Source organism: Paenibacillus sp. YIM B09110 (assembly GCF_037167145.1).
GTDB lineage: Bacteria > Bacillota > Bacilli > Paenibacillales > Paenibacillaceae > Pristimantibacillus.
In genome coordinates, this window is the sequence record NZ_JBANSP010000005.1 from 318277 (window position 1) to 337373 (window position 19097).

17 protein-coding genes are annotated in these 19097 nt (G+C 43.5%); 1 reads left to right on the plus strand and 16 read right to left on the minus strand.

The genetic code is table 11. The features are described 5' to 3' along the window. Positions 1–57 precede the first annotated feature (57 nt). A complete protein-coding gene (locus V8F51_RS10330) occupies positions 58–234 on the plus strand; it encodes a hypothetical protein (RefSeq protein WP_337100121.1) in 177 nt (58 codons plus the stop codon). Positions 235–273: 39 nt separating this feature from the next. Here the strand turns inward: V8F51_RS10330 and V8F51_RS10335 are convergent, their stop codons facing one another. From V8F51_RS10335 to V8F51_RS10410, 16 genes are all read right to left on the minus strand, one after another. Beyond that, complete coding sequence (locus tag V8F51_RS10335) at positions 274–933, minus strand: hypothetical protein (RefSeq protein WP_337100122.1); 660 nt, start codon at positions 931–933, stop codon at positions 274–276. 266 nt (positions 934–1199) lie between these two features. Beyond that, positions 1200–1922 (minus strand): hypothetical protein, encoded by a 723-nt coding sequence (locus V8F51_RS10340; RefSeq protein WP_337100123.1) that lies wholly within the window; start codon positions 1920–1922, stop codon positions 1200–1202. 898 nt (positions 1923–2820) lie between these two features. After that, a complete protein-coding gene (locus V8F51_RS10345; protein WP_337100124.1) occupies positions 2821–3111 on the minus strand; it encodes a hypothetical protein in 291 nt (96 codons plus the stop codon). 216 nt (positions 3112–3327) lie between these two features. Beyond that, on the minus strand, positions 3328–3960 hold the full coding sequence (locus V8F51_RS10350) for a hypothetical protein (RefSeq protein WP_337100125.1): 633 nt from the start codon (positions 3958–3960) through the stop codon (positions 3328–3330). A 229-nt stretch (positions 3961–4189) separates the two neighbouring features. Beyond that, positions 4190–5293: a GTP pyrophosphokinase gene (locus tag V8F51_RS10355; protein WP_337100126.1), complete on the minus strand. Its 1104-nt coding sequence runs from the start codon at positions 5291–5293 to the stop codon at positions 4190–4192. Between the two features lie 253 nt (positions 5294–5546). Beyond that, positions 5547–6020, minus strand: a complete 474-nt coding sequence (locus V8F51_RS10360) for a hypothetical protein (RefSeq protein WP_337100127.1) — start codon at positions 6018–6020, stop codon at positions 5547–5549. A gap of 234 nt (positions 6021–6254) precedes the next feature. After that, positions 6255–6902 carry a YEATS-associated helix-containing protein gene (locus V8F51_RS10365; RefSeq protein WP_337100128.1) on the minus strand — a complete coding sequence of 216 codons (648 nt, stop codon included), beginning with the start codon at positions 6900–6902 and terminating at the stop codon, positions 6255–6257. A gap of 237 nt (positions 6903–7139) precedes the next feature. Further along, entirely contained in the window at positions 7140–8144 is a 1005-nt protein-coding gene (locus V8F51_RS10370; RefSeq protein ID WP_337100129.1) for a DUF4062 domain-containing protein, read from the minus strand. A gap of 175 nt (positions 8145–8319) precedes the next feature. Continuing rightward, complete coding sequence (locus tag V8F51_RS10375; RefSeq protein ID WP_337100130.1) at positions 8320–8721, minus strand: contact-dependent growth inhibition system immunity protein; 402 nt, start codon at positions 8719–8721, stop codon at positions 8320–8322. A 247-nt stretch (positions 8722–8968) separates the two neighbouring features. Continuing rightward, entirely contained in the window at positions 8969–9907 is a 939-nt protein-coding gene (locus tag V8F51_RS10380; RefSeq protein ID WP_337100131.1) for a 5'-nucleotidase, read from the minus strand. Between the two features lie 236 nt (positions 9908–10143). After that, positions 10144–11004 carry a carbohydrate ABC transporter permease gene (locus tag V8F51_RS10385; protein ID WP_442956419.1) on the minus strand — a complete coding sequence of 287 codons (861 nt, stop codon included), beginning with the start codon at positions 11002–11004 and terminating at the stop codon, positions 10144–10146. 49 nt (positions 11005–11053) lie between these two features. Next, a complete protein-coding gene (locus V8F51_RS10390) occupies positions 11054–11911 on the minus strand; it encodes an ABC transporter permease (RefSeq protein ID WP_337100238.1) in 858 nt (285 codons plus the stop codon). A 194-nt stretch (positions 11912–12105) separates the two neighbouring features. Further along, positions 12106–13737, minus strand: a complete 1632-nt coding sequence (locus V8F51_RS10395; protein ID WP_337100133.1) for an ABC transporter substrate-binding protein — start codon at positions 13735–13737, stop codon at positions 12106–12108. Between the two features lie 396 nt (positions 13738–14133). After that, positions 14134–15534 carry an ABC transporter substrate-binding protein gene (locus V8F51_RS10400; RefSeq protein WP_337100134.1) on the minus strand — a complete coding sequence of 467 codons (1401 nt, stop codon included), beginning with the start codon at positions 15532–15534 and terminating at the stop codon, positions 14134–14136. 42 nt (positions 15535–15576) lie between these two features. Then, positions 15577–17433, minus strand: a complete 1857-nt coding sequence (locus V8F51_RS10405; RefSeq protein WP_337100135.1) for a sensor histidine kinase — start codon at positions 17431–17433, stop codon at positions 15577–15579. Positions 17434–17452: 19 nt separating this feature from the next. Next, positions 17453–19060: a response regulator transcription factor gene (locus tag V8F51_RS10410; RefSeq protein ID WP_337100136.1), complete on the minus strand. Its 1608-nt coding sequence runs from the start codon at positions 19058–19060 to the stop codon at positions 17453–17455. Positions 19061–19097 lie beyond the last annotated feature (37 nt).

Below are 19097 nucleotides of genomic sequence, written 5' to 3' on the forward strand. Positions count from 1 at the left end.
CCTCCGACATGTAAATGCAGTTTATGATCTGTACATCTAGTTTTTGAACTATAAGTATTGATAATTATTCCGGTGCTTTCGCTTAACGTTGGTGTGTTCACGACGTCCCACCGGCTTAAGGCGACAAAGTCGCCGGCTGCGATTGCGCAGTTAGTCGGTGCGGATGTGTCTGGCTGCTATTACTTCCCCGAAATCCCTCTGCCAGACCGAGGGGGCTTGTCCCCCGATGCGTGAACACGGTGTTAGGTGATGTTGGAGACTTCATCGAAATTGCTAAAAAGTCTTCCAACTCCAACTTTCTGCAAATATATAGATTGAATCGTTTCTATCCGATCTATTAGCTCCGAAGATGTAAAATAATCTGTTATTATTTTTAGAATATTTATCAGGGATTTTTAAATGACTTATACAATATTCAATATTAGGTGCCTCACCGTCAGACATAACAGTGAAGTCAATAATTTCACTCATATCCTCGACAACTATTTTGTCGTCAATTAATACGCAATAATCAGATACATTATGGAATGTTAACTCTCCTGATTCGTACTCCCAAGAATCTAATTTTAAATTGAAAATCATATCGTTCTCAGAAAAAATCACTTCACTTATTCGAGAATCATGCAAACCTAAACTACTATTAAAATCTGAAGGCAAAGCATGATATGGCAACGATAATGGCATTCTATCCAAACCAATTAGATTGGGACTCTTTCGTGGATACCCTAAACACTCTAACCAAAATAATTGATAATCAGCCCTTGGATTATCCAATCTTCTGAGTTCGTCAAGAAGATCCTTATGGTATTGAGACCAAACTTTCTTTGTTAATCTTCTTAATGTATTGTATGTACTCTTATATTTACTTTCATCTATCCATTGGTTAGCAATTTCATAAACCAATCTAACTATTTGGTCTACCTCGCGCTTCATTGAAGATCACCTTCTAAAATATACTTTGCTCCGATATCACCTAACGTTATTGTATTCACGACGTCCTACCACCCTAAGCCCGAAGGGCGACCGCGATGAGCTTAGGTGGTGGATGTGTCCGGCTGATTCCGCTTCACTGCTACTGAAATACCTCTTTGAGTTAACTTCAGACTTCGGCCGGACCGAGGGGCGACGGAGTCGACCCGATGCGTGAATATGGTGTTAGGCGAAGTCTTTGACTTCACCGAATCACAATAACATTATTATTAAAATACGGATTTAATTATTGTATTTACTCCGTCAATTAATTCGGTCACTTGGTCTTTACTAGGATCCTTTTCTTTTTGGTGGCTACATACATTTCTAATATCGGCTAATAATTGAATCTTCCTCCATGTTGGAACATCATATATCCCCTCTGACTTTAATGGATCATTTAGATCAGATATGGTGGGATTCTTCTTGGTAATTTTTATTTCATGATTAATTGCAACTCTCTGAAGATGTCTTTCTAATACAACACCTGCAAGAGCGCCAGCTGCTCGAAGGTTTATTTTTACTAACTCAGAAGCTGCTTTTAATTCTGAGTCTTGTAGATCTGTAAACAGATGTCCTTCCACATCTTCTAAGACTGAATCTATTCTTGAAGACAATGAACTCAGTATTTGAAATTGATTGATTAATCGAATTTGGGCTACATCACTTGGTTCAAAATTTCTACTAACAGGACTAACTCCTCTGATATAATCCTGAATACTATAAGTCATAGTTGTAAGAGCTTTTCTCTTTGCATCCGCCTGATACAATGAGATAAATTCTACTAATCTATCTTTTCCTAGTGTTTGTAATATTCTTAACGACTTTGAATACCACATTTGAAATTTAGTTCCAAATTCTATAACTTTATCTTCATCTATTAAGTTGAACATATCCTTTCTTTCGTCGATGAGTGCTTTAAGTTGATCTTTAATTTCTTTTTTTATGCTCACGTTTAATACCTCCAGATTGTCTTATCAAAGATTTCGCCTAACGTTCGTGTATTCACGACGTCCCACCGACTTAAAGCGACGAATGTCGCCGGGCACGATGCGCTTAGTCGGTGTGGATGTGTCCAGCTGATTCTGCTTCCTTGCTGCTGAAACTGCTTCCCCGATTCACTCCTAACTTCGGCCGGACCGAGGGCGAAAGCCCGATGCGTGAATATGGTGTTATGTGATGCTCCCGTCTTCTTCGAACCTGCTTCCGAGTTCTATTAATCTATTCTTTATTGTTAAATATCTTTCTGATCCTAATAGTAATTCACTATATAAATACATATACTGCATGTGATATTTCATATCGAATTGATTCTTATTGTACTTAGATAAAAGTTCCACGTATTCTGTGTAAAAGTATAAGATGTCCTTTGATCTTCTATCTGATATTACGGAATCTAAATAGACCATCAATTCAGACACCTTCTGCTTTGTATAAATCAGTACACTTCGAATATCTTCTTCTACTAGATATTCATACGATTCCGACCGCGCTTGCCAATGTTCTTCAAAGATATTTTTGTTGTCATTAAGAATGGAGTATATTGGTTTAACAATTTTTAATTCATTTTTCAGTTTTCGAATTAGAAAGAAGTTTATTATCCTTTGAAATATAATAGATCACTCCTCGGTTAATGGTTTGTTATTGAGTTTTACGGGAGTTTCACATAACGTTGTTGTGTTCACGACGTCCCACCGACTTAAGGCCACAACGTGGCCGGGCGCGATGCGCTTAGTCGGTGCGGATGTGTCTGGCTGCTTCCTCTACCCCGAAATCCCTCTGCCAGACCGAGGGCGAATGCCCGATGCGTGAACATGGTGTTATGTGAAGTGATTGACTCCTTGAATTAACTCAAACATTCCACATTTGACTTAATAAGTATCTGTAATACTTAATGAATGTATTTGGTTCCTCAACCTTCATTAATCCCTCAAAGATTGGCTGTTTATATGATTCATATTTAATAAACTCTCTCAAAAATTCTCTCATATCCATCAGAACTTCTTTATTTATTACTTCAAAATCAACCATTACACTTGATATTATTTGATCAACTTTATTTAATGTAATTTCCTCGTTCTGATCAATTGGAATTGACCATCTAATAGCGAGCTCTGTCCAATCTCGTCCTTTAAATCCCATAATGAATCTCCCTTTTTAATTAGCTCTGATCTCTTATAAATTCTTCCTGGTATATCCCTCGTTGCTTTTATTCGCACTACAATCATTTCACATAACGTTGTTGTATTCACGACGTCCGACGAAGTCGGATGTGTCCGGCTAATTGCACTTCCCTGAATTGCCTCGGCCGGACCGAGGAGCGAATGCCCCGAAGCGTGAATACGTTGTTATGTGAAGTCATTTATCTTCTTCGAGTAAACTCGCATATATTTTGTCTAAAATAAGAACTCCATCTTTAATGGTTTTAAGAAAATACCGATTTTCAATTTTATCTTTTATTTTCGCAAAAGTTTTTGAACCAATAATACAAAACGGGTCTATTGCTGGGTGTTCGCCTTTCAATATTCTATTTATGGGTATTGGAGCATCTAATTCATGATAGGTTTGAATATTATTGGTTATGTGGTTTTCCCATACATCTACAGATAGATTTATAAAAGATTTGATCTGATTCCCGTTGAATCTCCAAGTATTATCATCTAGAACTACATCTCGTTCAGGAGTGATCATATGTAATGTTATTTCTTTGGAGTCACAGCTCCAAATTAATCTCAGGTGATTATGTAATCCAGAATCTAATAGTATTTGTTTGTAGTTGTTCTTTACATGCTCATTGAATCCTAATCGGAACTTCTTACCTAAAAGATTGGTATTCCATCTAATAATCTCTTCAAGTGAGTTATCTTCTGCTTCCCAATATCCTGATTTATAAGGAAAGTAATGAAAAAATGATTTATATACTTCCTCTACAAATTCTTCAGAAAATGATGAATGAGGAAAAGAATAATGGACTGAAAAATATGGAGGCATCTTATTGTCTCTCCTCTCTTTCTTTATTAAGCATTATAGATGATTTCACATAACGTTCTTGTATTCACGACGTCCCACCGACTTAAGGCCACAACATGGCCGGGCGCGATGCGCTTAGTCGGTGCGGATGTGTCTGGCTGCCACAGCCTCCCTGAAATCCTTCTGCCAGACCGAGGGCGAATGCCCGATGCGTGAACACGGTGTTAGGCGAAGTTACTTTGATACACACTCAAGTCTCTTCTTCAATCTCTTCTTCAAACTCATAGAATTCATCATTTCTGGAAAAGATATCGATGTCATATTTCTGAAAAACACTCTGATAATCGACTTTATAGTTATTTAGAGTAGCAATGCTATCTATATCAGTACTTGCCCAACCATGATTCCATGATCTCTCAAAGTACTTATTTATATCATTTAATATCATTATTGATCTCAAGACTCCCATGAAATTGGAATCTTGAAACTCTTTTGTTGCTTTAATTGAGAAATCTTCAGGAATAATTGAATCTAGCTGTTCTAACGTTTCAATCCCAAAGTTTTTCAGTTCTGAAATGATAACTTCCCCACCATTTCCGCTATTATGCCCAAAGGTTGGTACTAATCCTGCATATTCTATTTGATTTGTGAATTTATTAGTCATAAATTCTTTGAGTGATATTGAATCGATTAAAATATCCAATTTCCCTTCCTTAGTATCCGTTTCTACATGAGAGATATATTGATCTATATCTGTGACTATAGAGTCAAATTCTGTGTCTACCATCTTCAAGATCCCCGACAATACAGCAAATCTATTCTTGATATCGTTCTGCTCTGGAAGAACTCCATGTAACTTATAATTTCTATCATGTTCAATTTCTGCCCATGCATGTTGTAAGATTGTACGAACTTGAACTTCAAAAAATAATCCTTTGTAGATTCTTAATTCAGGAAAATCAACTCTGCTATCAGGCAATGATGCAACATAATGAATTGAACGATAACCAAATTTATTTGTTGATTTATCATTATAATGTTCTTTATCTATATTGAAGTTTTTCTCGACAATATCACAAATTTTTCGGACATCAGACTCTACATAGGTAATAACCCTGATACCGGCAAAATCCTTTATCTCATTGGTTGGGTCAGCATATTTATCATTAGAAGCTTTTTTCTCAAAACTATCTATTTCCTTTGCCCTACTATTAACAGTATGAAAAGGAATTTTTTCTGCTTCTAATATATCTTTTATAATATTTTCTACGCGCTTGGCTAATCTAAGGTATAGATCACGATTCTCTTTATACCATTTCAAAGATTCATTTATGATTTTTGACTTCTTCTTCATGGAGATCACCTCATAGAATATATTTCTTCGTATTTTCGTCTAACGTTGTTTTGTTCACGACGTCCTACCGACTTAAGACCACAAAGTGGCCGGGCGCGATGCGCTTAGTCGGTGTGGATGTGTCTGGCTGGATCCACTTCCCCGCTATTGAAAACGCCTCACTGATTCAACTTCTAACTCCTGCCGGACCGAGGGCGAATGCCCGATGCGTGAATATGATGTTAGATGATGGCCCCTACTTCTTCGAGTATGCTTATCTTGAATTTCTATATTCCTCGGCTTGATATCCATCCACTGGGAAGCCCTCTTCAAAGACAGATCTGTTGAAAAACTCGCCTAAATTCATACACATATCAATATAGATGTCTTCAATTCTTATATCTTCATTCTCATATAATTCATCATGAAAAATATACCCAATTGAATTGGTCTTCATATTTAAAACGATATAATCCCCATTCAATCCATGCCCAACAATAAGTAACCCTGAATCAATACATTTACTGTTTGGTATGTCTTGATTCTCTTCTAATAGATCGTTAGTCTTGTAAAATAAGTTACGACCGAACCTTAGAGGCTCTGTGAATGAAAATTTTCCATAAAACTCTATAACGTAATTAGGCATATTATGATCCACAAAGAATCTGTGTGTGTTTAATGATACTGTTTCAATAGTTTTTGAGTTTTCTATTCCTTCTAACGCTTCCTCGAACAATTGAATATCCACTCCAAAGCACTCCATTCCCAATAAGTATTAACGGGGCTTTCATCTAACCTCTTTGTATTCACGAACCCTCACTGGCTTAAGGGGCGCCAGTCCAGGGACAGATTGACTTAGCCAGTTCAGGGTTGTCTGCTGCTTCCACTTCCTCGAAAACCCTCTGCAGACCAAGATCCGTCAGGCTCGCAGCGTGAATATGGTGTTATGCGAAGGAGTGTCTCCCACGAATTTACTAGGAAATCATAGTTTGAATAATACTTGTCTTCCTTTAGAGGTTATATAAAATCTTATACCTTTAGCTCTTGTTGTTTGTTCAACATATCCTTCAAGTATTAATATATTTATTACTTTATGAATAGTCTCTTTACTTAGGCCAACCTGCTTATGTATTCCTGCAACAGATCTATATATATATGCACTTTCTGATAATGCCTTTAAAATAATGAACCTTTCATCATTTTGATTCTCAATGCTTACTATTGTTTGGTCACTCAATTCGTCCTCAGATTCTGTCTCGTTGGATACTATTACATTCATTTCTTCTTTTACCTCATTAAGGTTAGATTTTACTTCATTTAAGTCTTTCATTACCTTGTTAGTCATGATCTGAATAAAAGACTTTGACGAAATTGAAGCCAGTAAACAAAATCCAATAATAATCAAGAGTTTGTACTTGTCATTTTCGCTTTCTGCTATTAAATTACTTGAAATTGTATTCAAAAATAAAGGTACAAGTAATGAAGCAGCGACACCAACAAATATTGATTTAAATACTTCCATACTTAAAAAAAGAGGCTCCTTATTAGCTTTCGTTGATAAGAAACTAATGTACCCACCAAAGGAACCTGACATAATTAATATTACAAAAATTAAAAAAATGTGATCCATACACTTAACCTCTCTTTATAGAATATTTGCAGTCTTTCGCATAACGTTTAGGCATTCACAAACCCTCACTGCCTTAAGCGACCAACAGGAGCGGCCGCGATGCGGTTAGGCAGTGCAGGGTTGTCCGCCTGATACCTCTTCCTCGAATAACCTCGGTTGGACCAAGGGGCGACAGCCCCTCAGTGTGAATGCGGTGTTATGCGAAGTGCCATGGCTTCTCCGAAATTACTAGAGGGTCTATTTTGATTTAATAACTTCTAGTAATTGAAAAAATCTCTTATCAAAATACATATAGGTATTTTGATTTATTAAAAGATTTTGTTGCCCAATAATATATTGATAATAGTTTAGCTTCTTCTTCTCATCATCAAGGTACAAATCTTCATAATTATCGGGGGTGAAAGATGTCATGTAATCATACTGTTTATTCCTTTTTAAATGTTCCGCAAAGAAGTCATCTACTTCTACCACTAGTTCAACCCCAAGTTTATCCAAGAAATCTTTAAAAGAAGTTGACGCCACGATGTACGGAACGGCGTTATCAATATCACTCGCTAATTTTACTAAGAGTTCTTTCAACTCACTGTTTCGTTCTTTGAGCAAAAATCTATATGTTTTTAACATTGGCTCGTAATTACTTTTCTGACCTTTCAACAGTTCATACCTTAAAGTTTTGACTTCGGAGAGGATATCGTGAATTTCAACTTTTATACTGTCGTAATGATTTCTTAAAAAATCACCAAAAATATGAGCCATTTGTCTTTTGAGATTACGTCTGACATCCGCAACATTCGAAAACTCTAAAAATCCATTGTTAACTGGCGACTTAATAAATTCATCTAAAAATTCAAAAGACTTTTCGGGGTTATCCATTCCAGGAAAATTCAGGATAGATGACGAATAGTTTAGGTCAAAAACTTGTTTATACGACAAAACTTCCTTTTCAACTAAACAAACAACAGGTTTATTGCTTTGCTTAGCAGTCCTAAATTCATTATGAGTCACACTGTAACCATTTTGCGATAAGCTTCCATACCTTTTCGCAATTATAATAATTGCTAATTGACAATCTTTTAGAGTTTGATAACAGGCATCTTCTGCAGAAATATTGGGGAGGTACCCAATATCACCATACTCACTCATAACTGGATTATATTCAAGTTCTTGTATAGAATCTCTTACAGCATCTCTTAAGTGATGTAGATCTAATATAGTTGAACTTATAAAAATATTAGGGATCATATACTGAAACTTCCTTTCTCATGGTATTTGGCATAACGTTCTTGTATTCATGACGTCTGACAAAGTCGGATGTGTCCGGCTGCAAATTCTTCCCTGCCGGACCGAGGGCGAATGCCCGATGCGTGAATATGGTATTGTCTGAAATACCGGCCCTCTTGAATTACTTACTAGGAACTTAATATTCTTGAGTTGTATTATGATTCTCCAATCGAGTTTCCATTTCTTTAATTATCTCTTTTGCGTTTTTCACTATTAAATCTATTTCGGTCGCAATTTCTGGGTTATCACTTAAGAACTTTTTATTCAATTTCAATATAGTTGCTAGAAGATCACCTACGAAAAGATCTCCAGAATTGAAGGGGTTCATAGACAATCTTTCAATAGCAATTGAGATCACGTATGTTAATCCAAGATCTTGAGAAATAAGTAGTCGTAAGTCTTCATTTGTTAATGAATTGATTGGCTTCTTTCTTAAAGCATGAGACTTTAAGACTAATGAAGACTTAAAATCAGCTTCGCCCCATACTTCTCCTTCAAGATCTTCTAATGTCCTATTGAAATCATGATTCTCAGTCATAACTGTCTCCTGTCTTATTTCTGTTTACCAGTATTTAAGATACCGTTCTTGTATTCACGACGTCCCACTGACATAAGGCGACGAAGTGGACCGGCGCGATGTGCTTAGTTGCTGCGGATGTGTCCGGCTGAATCCACTTCACTGTTGCTGAAATGCACCGCCGATTCCAGTTCTAACTTCTTGTCGACCGCGGGCTAATGTCCGAGGCGTGGGTGTTATGGATTGTCCCCACTTTCGTATCTCAACTTTAAATCTTTTCTTTATTTCTCCTATTATTAACGACTCCAAAAGGTACATGAACCGAAGGGAATTTTCTTGCAACACCCTCAATATGGTCTACTTGGTCATCAAAGAAAATATGTGGCATAAAAACACTTAATACTCTTATCTTCTCGATTCCTCCAAGAAAAAATGCCTCATCAACTCTAATATCAAGTTTTCTAAGTGTAGTAATCACTCTTTCGTGGGCAGGGGCATTTCTAGCTGTAGCAATTGCTAATCTAATTCTTGGTTTATAAACAGGATCGATTTGATTCCTTTGAGCCTCTCTTTGTTGAAGTTTAGATATTTCCGTAAAAAATCTTAGTAGTGGTCCCCCTGGTAATGGTTGACTCGCTAATTCTTTCTCATGAGAATGAAATTTATCTAAAGCGCCACCTTGAAAAATAGATTCAGCTGAATCATCAGCAATAATCCCATCAAAATCAAAGGCTAATCGTATTTCATTATCATCGTCGTTATCAACATAATCAGACGGATATATACATCCTGCAGGATAGCCATGCTCAACAGCGTCCTTAACATCATCTGGGTTTCCAGACAAGAAAAGACAAGCATTGAATGCAGCCATATACTTAAATGGATTATTTCCAGTAACAAAAGCTGCCCTACTTATTGTTAATCCGTAATTTTCAATAGACTTAAACACTCTCAATCCAGTATCTGGATCATTCCTTGAGAGTAAGACAACCTCTACTATTTGATCATTAGAAGTGTTAATGCTCAACAATCTTTTAATAAGTGGGTAAGCAACACCTGGAGCCAATATTACATTTTCATGTTCTCTCTGATAGTTGCGATAAACGTCCTCTCCATTTTCTCTAAATACGAGATCGGACTCTTTAAGGTCAAAGAGTGCGCTTGAGGCTACTGCTATTACAAACTTACTATCAATATCATATGGCATTTTGTTTTATCCCTTCTATATTTGCATTATCTGCTTCCATGAAAATTCGAAGCTTCAATTCAAGCTCCTGATTGCTTCGTTTCGATATAAATAGTTCCATAGTACTCCTCCATCAGCATATCATATTTGAAATTGTTGGAAAATAAAAAAGAGGTTTCCAGAGCCATGACTGGCTCTGCAACCTCCGATGCTTTCGGATTACTTATTTAATAAGTAATAAAACGTTGTTTTTATTCTTACCCCTTCACCGAACCGATCATAACGCCCTTCTCAAAGTACTTCTGGATGAACGGATAGACGAACAGGATCGGCAGCGTCGATACGATAATAACGCCGTATTTGATCTGGTCCGCATACTTCTGCGCATAACCTCCTGAAGCTCCCCCAGCGCCTGCCCCGCCAGAGAATACCTGGTTGGACAGCAAGATGTCCCGCAATACGATCTGAAGCGGCTGCAGCGTGTTGCTTCTGACGTAAATGAGTGCTGTAAAGAAATCATTCCAGTGCGCGACCATATAGTAGAGTCCGATGACGGAGATAACCGCCTTGGAGAGCGGCAGTGCCACCTTCATGAAGAAGCCGAAGTGCGAGCAGCCGTCCATCGCGGCCGCTTCGTACAGCTCCTTCGGAATGGAGCTCTCGAAGAATGTGCGCGTAATAATCAGATTGTACACATTGACGCAGAATGGAAAGATGAATACCCACATCGTATTCGTCATGTGCAGGCCTTTCATTAGCAAGTAAGTCGGAATAAGTCCCCCGCTAAAAAACATCGTAATAACGAATACGAGCATCAGCACTCGCCGTGCGCGGAACTCCTTCCGCGACAACACGTAGGCCGCAGGCAGGGTGAACAATAAGTTCACGAACGTGCCGAGCGTCGTATACAAAATCGTATTTTTGTACCCTGTCCATACTCGCGAATCGCCCATAATCTCGTTATAGCCGAACGTGCTGAACCCCTTCGGGAATAACGTAACCTTGCCTGTAGCCACAAGCGTCGAGTCGCTGACGGAGGCGATAATGACAAAGTATAGCGGGTAAGCGACGATCAGGAAAACGAAAAGGCCTAACACGATGACGGCTGTATCGAACATTTTATCGCCTATGTTAATCTTGCGCGTGAATCCCATAGCGTTGCCCCCATTACCATAAGCTTATATTCGCAACTCGCCGCGAGATCGCATTGGCAGCGAATAAGAAAACAAAGTTAATTAGTGTATTAAACAAACCGATGGCTGAGGAGTAACTGATCTGGTTCGAAATAATACCTATCTTGTATACGTACGTTGCGATAACTTCCGATACCGGCAGGTTGAGCGCATTTTGCATCAGAAATACTTTCTCGAATCCTGTACCAAGAACGCTGCCCATGCTTAGCACGAGCAATATAATAATCGTCGGCAATATCGCCGGCAGATCAATGTGCCGAATCGTTTGCCATCTGTTCGCGCCGTCAATCTTCGAGGAATCGTATAATTGCGGATCTACCGTCGATAGCGCAGCCAAATAAATAATGCTGTTCCAGCCGCAATGCTGCCATATATCGGACAAGACATAGACGGGCACGAACGTATTCGTTGAAGCAAGAACATTCGTCTCCCCCATCCCGAGCGAGGACAGCAGGTGGCCGATGATACCCGAACTAGGCGAGAGCAGCACGTTCATCAGACCGACCATAACGACTATCGATATAAAATGGGGCAAATAAACGGTCGTCTGCAGTGTCTTTTTCGCCCGTTTCCATTTGACCTGATTAATAAGCAGGGCAAGCAATATTGGCGCGGGGAATCCGAGCACGATTGTAGCTAAGCTGATGATAATCGTATTTTTCATCAAGTCGGTAAACATATAGCTGTCTATGAATTGCTTGAAGTAGAACAGTCCCCGCCATTCGCCGCCCGTAAGCCCCTTCGTAAAATCATAATCGCGGAAGGCAAGCTGAATGCCGTACATCGGAATGTAGTTGAAGAGGATAATGACGACGATAGCCGGCAGTATCATGAGCCATAGCTGGTAGTCTCGAACGAGCTCCAGGACGATCGACGGCTTCCTTCCGAGGCCGTTGCTTACGTTTTTGCGAGTGAGTACTTTCGTTTGAGCGGCCATCATTCCCTACTCCCTTTAACGCCTGAACCGAATGCCCCGACCATCGCTATAAAAATCGGAACGAAGCATTCGGCGACGCCGTCGTTTGATTACTTGCTCATGTATTCGTCGTAATACTTCTGCATAATTACAAGATTATCTTCTAGCCCCGTTTTCTTCACGTTGCTCAGGTAAGCATCCCACTCGGACTCGATACCGCCAGCCGTAATCCATTGCGCCCACTTAGCGAGAGCCAAGTTCATCAGATTCGTATTGTTAATGCCAAGCGTGCTGTTGTCTGCCGTGCTGTACTTGATGAACATGCTCGGCAATACGTCGTTCTCCTTGTCGACGGCGTCAAGCGCGGCTTGCAACGGCTCGGTCTGTTTGCCAACGGATTGCATATCGGTGCCAAGCGTCAGGTCAAGAGAGTCGGAGATGTACATCGGACCATTGTCGGCCCATGAAGACGTCCACTTCCATGTGCCCGGATCCATTGCCGCATCGGCAGGAGGCAGAATAGCGTAGCTGCCGTCGCCCTTGTCTTCAATATTCGTGCCGAGCGAGCCGAACAATACTTGCATACTCACCTTCGGATCATACAGCTCATTGATGAATTTCATCGCTGCCTCTTTGTTCTTCGTGCTAGCCGACATCGTAACCATGTTCGTGCCATAGTTGAGCGCGTTGAAATCATAGTCCCATGATACTTGTTCCGTTTGATTCGCTGTTGCCTTAAGCGGCGACATGAACGAATACTGCGGAGCAAGCGTATTGCCTACGCGGTCCGTTATTTCCCAGCCCCATGTGAAGCCGACGGCCGCCGTATCGCCATTGCCGCGAGCAACGGATTGGTACTTCGTATAGTCTTGCGTGAATGCTTCCTTGCTAATAAGACCCGCGCTATACAGCTTGTTCAGGAATGTCACAACCTGCTTATAGCGATCGTCTACGAGGAAGTTCTTCACTTTGCCGTCCTCGACGAAATACCCGAAGCCGCTCGCGTCCGTCAATGTAATACCGAGACTTCCGAGCAGCACCGTCGGCATGAAGAATCCGAAGGCTACCGTTCCCGTTGGCGCGAAGTCCATCGGAATCTCGTCGTTCGGATCGCCGTTGCCGTTCGCGTCCTTCTCTTTGAAGGCGATTAGCACGTCGTACAGCTCATCCCATGTCGTCGGCATTTGCAGGCCGAGATTATCGAGCCACTTTTGGTTAATGAACTGTCTCGTTGCCGTTCCCGGCCAGAATCGCTGGTACTTCGGAAGTCCGTAGATTTTGTCGTCAAGCTGCGTTGCGATAACCTTCGTTTCCGGCTTCTCGGAGAACATCGTCTGCACGTTCGGCGCGTTCTTCTCCACGAGCTCCGTCAGATCTTGGAACAAGCCAGGGAACTGAGCGAAGTCCGCATCGGTAATCGCGTTCGGACCGACAATCAGATCCGGAACATCGCCGCTTGCAAGCAGCGCGCCTTTCTTCTGATCCCAGTCAGCCGTAACCTCCTGCCATTCGATGTCAACGCCCGCTCTATCCTCTGCATCTTGGAGCCACTTCATCTTCGACAGCTCCTGCGTCAGCGGATGCTTCGTAATGATCGCCGTCAGCTTCACTTTGCTGCCGGAAGCTCCATCCGTGCCTGCATTCGTGCCTGAATTATTATCTGTATTGTTCGAACTGCACCCCGCTATTATTGTCGTCGCTACGAGACAAAAGCTAAGTAAACCCGCAACTGCTTTTTTCATTAAAGTTCCTCCAGTTTTTCGGTTATAGGACCGCCTTCAGAAACGAAACGTCACGCTGCAGCGAATGACAACCTTAGATTAGCAAACGCTTTCATTTACAACAATTCGGAAAATCATTGGATTAGGGGGTTTTTATTGGGTTTGGGGCAGGGTACGAAGTGAGGCACATCTCATTAATTATGAGGCTGCCCTCATACAATTGTGAGCAATCGAAGCTCCTGTACAAATAAATGAGGCAAACCTCACTAGTCGTGAACCTAGGTTCATGAGCAGTGAGGTTTGCCTCATTATTTTCGCAAGAAGGGTGAATATCGCCATATATATTGAGGTTCTCCTCACTCCTTCGTGAGGTCCCTCATATCGCACGCAGCAACTCCACTCCATTACGCCTTCTGTCTACGGATACGTTCCCTTGAACTCCGCGTTGATTTTCGGCATGATCGCTTCGAACGCTTCCTTGACGTTTTTTTGGCCGAGCCAGATTTGGTCTAACGCCGGGATTAAGATTCCGTTGATCTTCTCAATGTTCTTCACATAGTAGTCGAAGGAATTGACGCCGTTCTCCAGCGTCTGCCGCATGACCGCATCCTCGTAGCCCTCGGCATGTCCGGGCGCTACGGTAGCCCATTTGTCGATGAGTTCCGGCTTCGTATAATAATCTTTCATCGTCGGCATCCATAGTCCGCTCGCATGCATATCAAGCGCGCTCTCCGCATCAAGCAACCATTTGTAGAACAGCCACGCCTCCTTCGGATGTTTAGTCGTCTGGGACATCACGACAGGCTCACCGAATTGAACCGTAACGCTCTTCTTCAACTTCGGCAGCACGCCGACTCCATATTCGATGCCTGTCGCCGCCAGATCGAGCTGTACCCACTGACCGTTCATATCCATCGCGATCTTCTTGCTCTGCATCGCAATATCGGGCGTAGGCAGGCTCTTCTCCTGAATCGGCGAAGGCGCAACATGATGAACATAGATCAGATCAGACAGTCGCTGGACAGCTTCGATAACAGCCGGGTCCTCTAGATTCAGACCGCTTTGATCCGGCTTGACGACGCTTGTCTCGTTGGACGGCACGAACAGATGCCATGCCCATGAGTTGAACCTAACGCCGTATTGCTTGATCTCATTCGGATTGAAGCTCGCAGACAGAGCGTTGTTGCCTTCCTCGTCCAGCGTCAACCGCTTCGCATAGTAGACGAACTCCTCCCACGTCCAAGCATCCTCCGCCCTCGAAGGCGGAAGATCAACGCCCGCTTCATCGAACATTTCCTTATTGTAATAGAGCGCGAACGACTCTTCTGTCACCTTGATCCCCGCGACCTTGCCAGGCGCCCAGTACATAACCGAGTTAGGAATGAAATCAGCCTCATTTATTTCTGTGTCCTGGCTCAGAAATTCGTTCAGATTATATATCTTCCCCTGCTCAGCCCATTGAAGCGCGGTATGCTTGTACAACATATAGACGTCAGGCGCTTTATTGGCCGCATACAACGTCGTCATTCGCTTCACATAATCACCGGGCACGAACAAGTATTGCACCGTAATCCAAGGATATTTTTCCATAAATCCTTTCACGATGCGCTCCTGCACTTGCTTCTCGTTCGGCGATCCCCAAGTCGCATAAGTAAGCGTCACCCGCTCATGACCATCGATCGTAAAAGGCTGGTTATCCGTCGCCTCGTCATCGCTCCGGCTGCCGCTATTGTCCCCGCCATAGAAGCTGCAGCCTGCCGTCGCCAGCACGGCGCAGAGCAGCAGCATTAGTGCCAATCTCCCGCTGATTGCTCTCATTTCCGTTGCCCTCCTTGATCGCGAATCTTCTCGGTGCTGCACCTACCCTGCCGGGCTGCTGTCATTCGGTATCGGAATATGCCCCATGCGAATAACGATTCTCGCGCCGTTTCCGTTGCTCGAATACATATCGATGCCTTGCTTCGTTCCGTAGAGCAGCTTAATTCGTTTCTCGACGTTGGACATCCCCGTCGATCTCATTTCTCCGGAATGAATTCGGTCGATGACGTCCTTGCCGAATCCCATGCCGTTATCCTCTACCGAGAATGTCACTTCTCCATCTTCATAGATGCCCTTAATGACGATTAAACCGCCCTCATCTATCTCGGCGAAGCCGTGAATAATGGCATTCTCGACGAAGGGCTGAAGGAACAGCTTCGGCACCATCAGTTCCTGCAGCCGATCGTCCACCTCGAAGATGACCTCGAACTGATTTTGGAATCGGCTTGCCATAATGTAAATGTATTTCTCCAACCAATCAAGATCCGTCTTGAGCGGCCATGTCTCGTTCTTGTTGCGCGTCGACGTCTGCAGCATTTCGGCCAAATTGCGCATAATCGTACTAATTTCGTGCTGATCGTTCTCTACGGCGATCCAATACATCGTCGTCAGTGTATTGTACAGGAAATGGGGGTTAAGCTGCAGATTAAGCGCCATCAGCTCGGCTTCCTTCTCTCTTAGCCGGGAAGCGTAGTTCTCTTCAATCAGCGTTTGGATTCGTCCATTCATATGATTGAACATTCGGGTCAACTGTCCGAGCTCGTCGCGCCCCTTCTCCGGAATGCGGATATCGAAGTTGCCGCGCTCGACCATCTTCATCGCTTTCTTAATCCGAATGATCGGCTTCGTAATGAAGATCGACATGAGATAGGCAAGCAGCGCCGATACCAGCAGCATAACCGCAAGGAACAGTACCGATACCGATTGCAGCGCCTTCAAGCCGTGAAGCGCATCCTCGACCGGAATTTCGATATAAGACATCCAGCCCGTGCTCTCCATCTTGTCGAAGCTGATGAGCATCTCCTTGCCGTCGATCACTTTCTCGAAGCTTCCTTCTCCTTGCCTGTATGCCTCAACGAGCCATGGCGGCGCTTCGCGGCTTGCCTCCAGGCTTCCCTCGGAATGAACAATGACGTCGCCTTTCGCGCTAATGATACCATAGGTGAGATTACGGTATTCGTTGTTAAGCGCATAGTCCTCGAACAGCTTGCCGAAATCATCCGTCGTAAAATTAATCATCAGCACCGGATGCTCTATTCCCGGTGGAAGCGTATGGAAGAGACCTTCCTCGTCGATATAGGTGAGATTCAGCTCCTTAACGGCGGATACGAGACGGCTGTATTCGAAGTTCAGCCCCTCCATGCCCCGCTCCTTGAACGTACTCGCGTAATCATACGTCGGAATCCAAGCGAGATCACCCTGGGCACGCTCTGCGAGCAGGTGAAGCTCGGAATTGAAGAAGCCCGCGGACGGCACATACATTCTCGCGCCATTGCCGAAGCTGTAGTCCCTCGTGACAATGAAGGAAGCATAGATGTCGTCATTCCCGCCGAAATATTGGAACAAAATTTCCGTCAGCCGGCGATCCGCCTTTAATAACGATTCATTGTCGTTCATCTTCGTGCCGATCATGACTTCATAGAGATCGCTGTCGACGGGCAGCACGTCGCTTTTGCTGCGAATCGCTTCCAGCTTCTCGTCGAGCAATTGGTTATTGTTCAGGACGACATTGCCTAAGCTGCTCCTCACATTCTTGAGCATATTGCTGGCGCTGATCTGATAATAAGTGAATCCGAGAATGAGAATAATGACGCTTACGAGCAGACAATACGATACGATCAGCTTAATGCGGAACTTGGCATTGGCGATCAGGGCTGCGAGCTTTCTAATCAAGAGCATAGGCCGGCCTCATTTGCGCTTAGGTAGTGGCGAACATTCGACGGAATTCCTCCGGCGAGTAGAGGAATGTTTTTTTGAACACTTTGTTGAAGTACTTTATATCCTTGTACCCGACTTGCTTGGCAATATCGGCCACCCGCTTATCCGATTCCAGCAGCAGGCTGCGGGCCCGCTGCATGCGCTGCTTCACGAGGAAGTCGGTGAATGATATGCCGAAGTGGTTTTTGAACAGAATGCTGAAGTAAGAAGCGTTATAGAAGAAATGCTGAGCGACGACCTCCAGCCCGAGATCGTCATGAAGGTTGTCCTCGATATATTCGCGGCACTTCTGCATAATCAGCTCGCTGCGCGATCCCTTATCCTTTTTCATCTGATTGACAATGTCGCCAAGCAGGCTTGCCGCTGCCGTCTTCGTCGCCGGAAGCGAGTCGGTCCGCAGCAGTTGATCGTCGATCTGCTGTGCCAGTGTGGCGTAATGACGATCGTCCATGACGGGCTCGGCTTGCTTCAAGCAGGCGAGCAGCAGCTGGATCGCATTACATTTCATGCGGAACGGAGACGGCCTCGCCGCAGCCATTTTGTCCAAAATCGCCATGCATTCATGAATGGACAGCTCGACTTGGCCGCCGGCTACCGCCTGCTCCAACCGTCCGTTGTCCTTCAAACTCACATTAACGGAAGTGCCGCTGTCGATCTCGGCCCTGAGCCGCTCAGCGGACATCCATCTGCCTTCTCGAAAATAATACAAGTATTCAAGAGCCGTCGCCGCGCTCTCATAACAGGACTTCACATCTTTCTCCAGGCAAAAGGTCTCATGACCGATGCCCGCGCCGATTGACTTCTCGTGTATCGTCATCAATCCGGCAAGCGCTTGCTGCAGCTGCTTCAGTCCATCGGCCGCTTGGACGCCCGGCTTCCATTGGATGATCGCATACAGCTTATCGCGTTCATGCTCCGGCGAGACCATATAGGCGATTGCCCACTTGCTAAGCGCCTGTGCCGCCGCACGCTTCAGAATGCTTCTCCATTCCAAGACAGAATCAGAGGACAGCGCGCACTGCGTCTCCAGGATCAACACCGTTCCGTGTCCGCGAATGTCGAAATGCTGCTCCATTTCCTTCGTTTCCGCAGGCTTCAGCTCACCGGTCATCCACTTCAGCAATAAGTATTCAAGATAGATCGGCTTCGTATGGGCAAGCTCCTCGGTCAGAAGCTGCGTCTCTTCCCGTGCTGAATTTTCCCGTAAGAGCTGACTCTCCAGTTCTATTAATACGCCGTCCAAGCTTTCCGCGCTCACCGGCTTCACCAAGTAGTCCTTAGCTCCGAGGCGGATTGCTTTTCTGGCATAATCGAATTCGTGGTATACGCTTACAAAAACAATTTTAGGTTCTTTCGGGCACGACCCATGAAGCGCCTCTGCGAATTCAAGACCGTTCATGATCGGCATCTGAATATCGGTGAAGACGATGTCAAGCTTCCTGCCTCGCGCATATTCGAGCGCTTCCTTACCGTTCTTCGCCTCGCCGACCTTATAGGCCGGACGCAAGGAACGAACCATCGCGGCAAGTCCGCGGCGTTGTCTGGGCTCGTCATCGACAATCAATACTTCCATTTTGTCCGAATCCATTCGTATCCCCCTCCGTCGCCGATTAGGCTCGTACCTT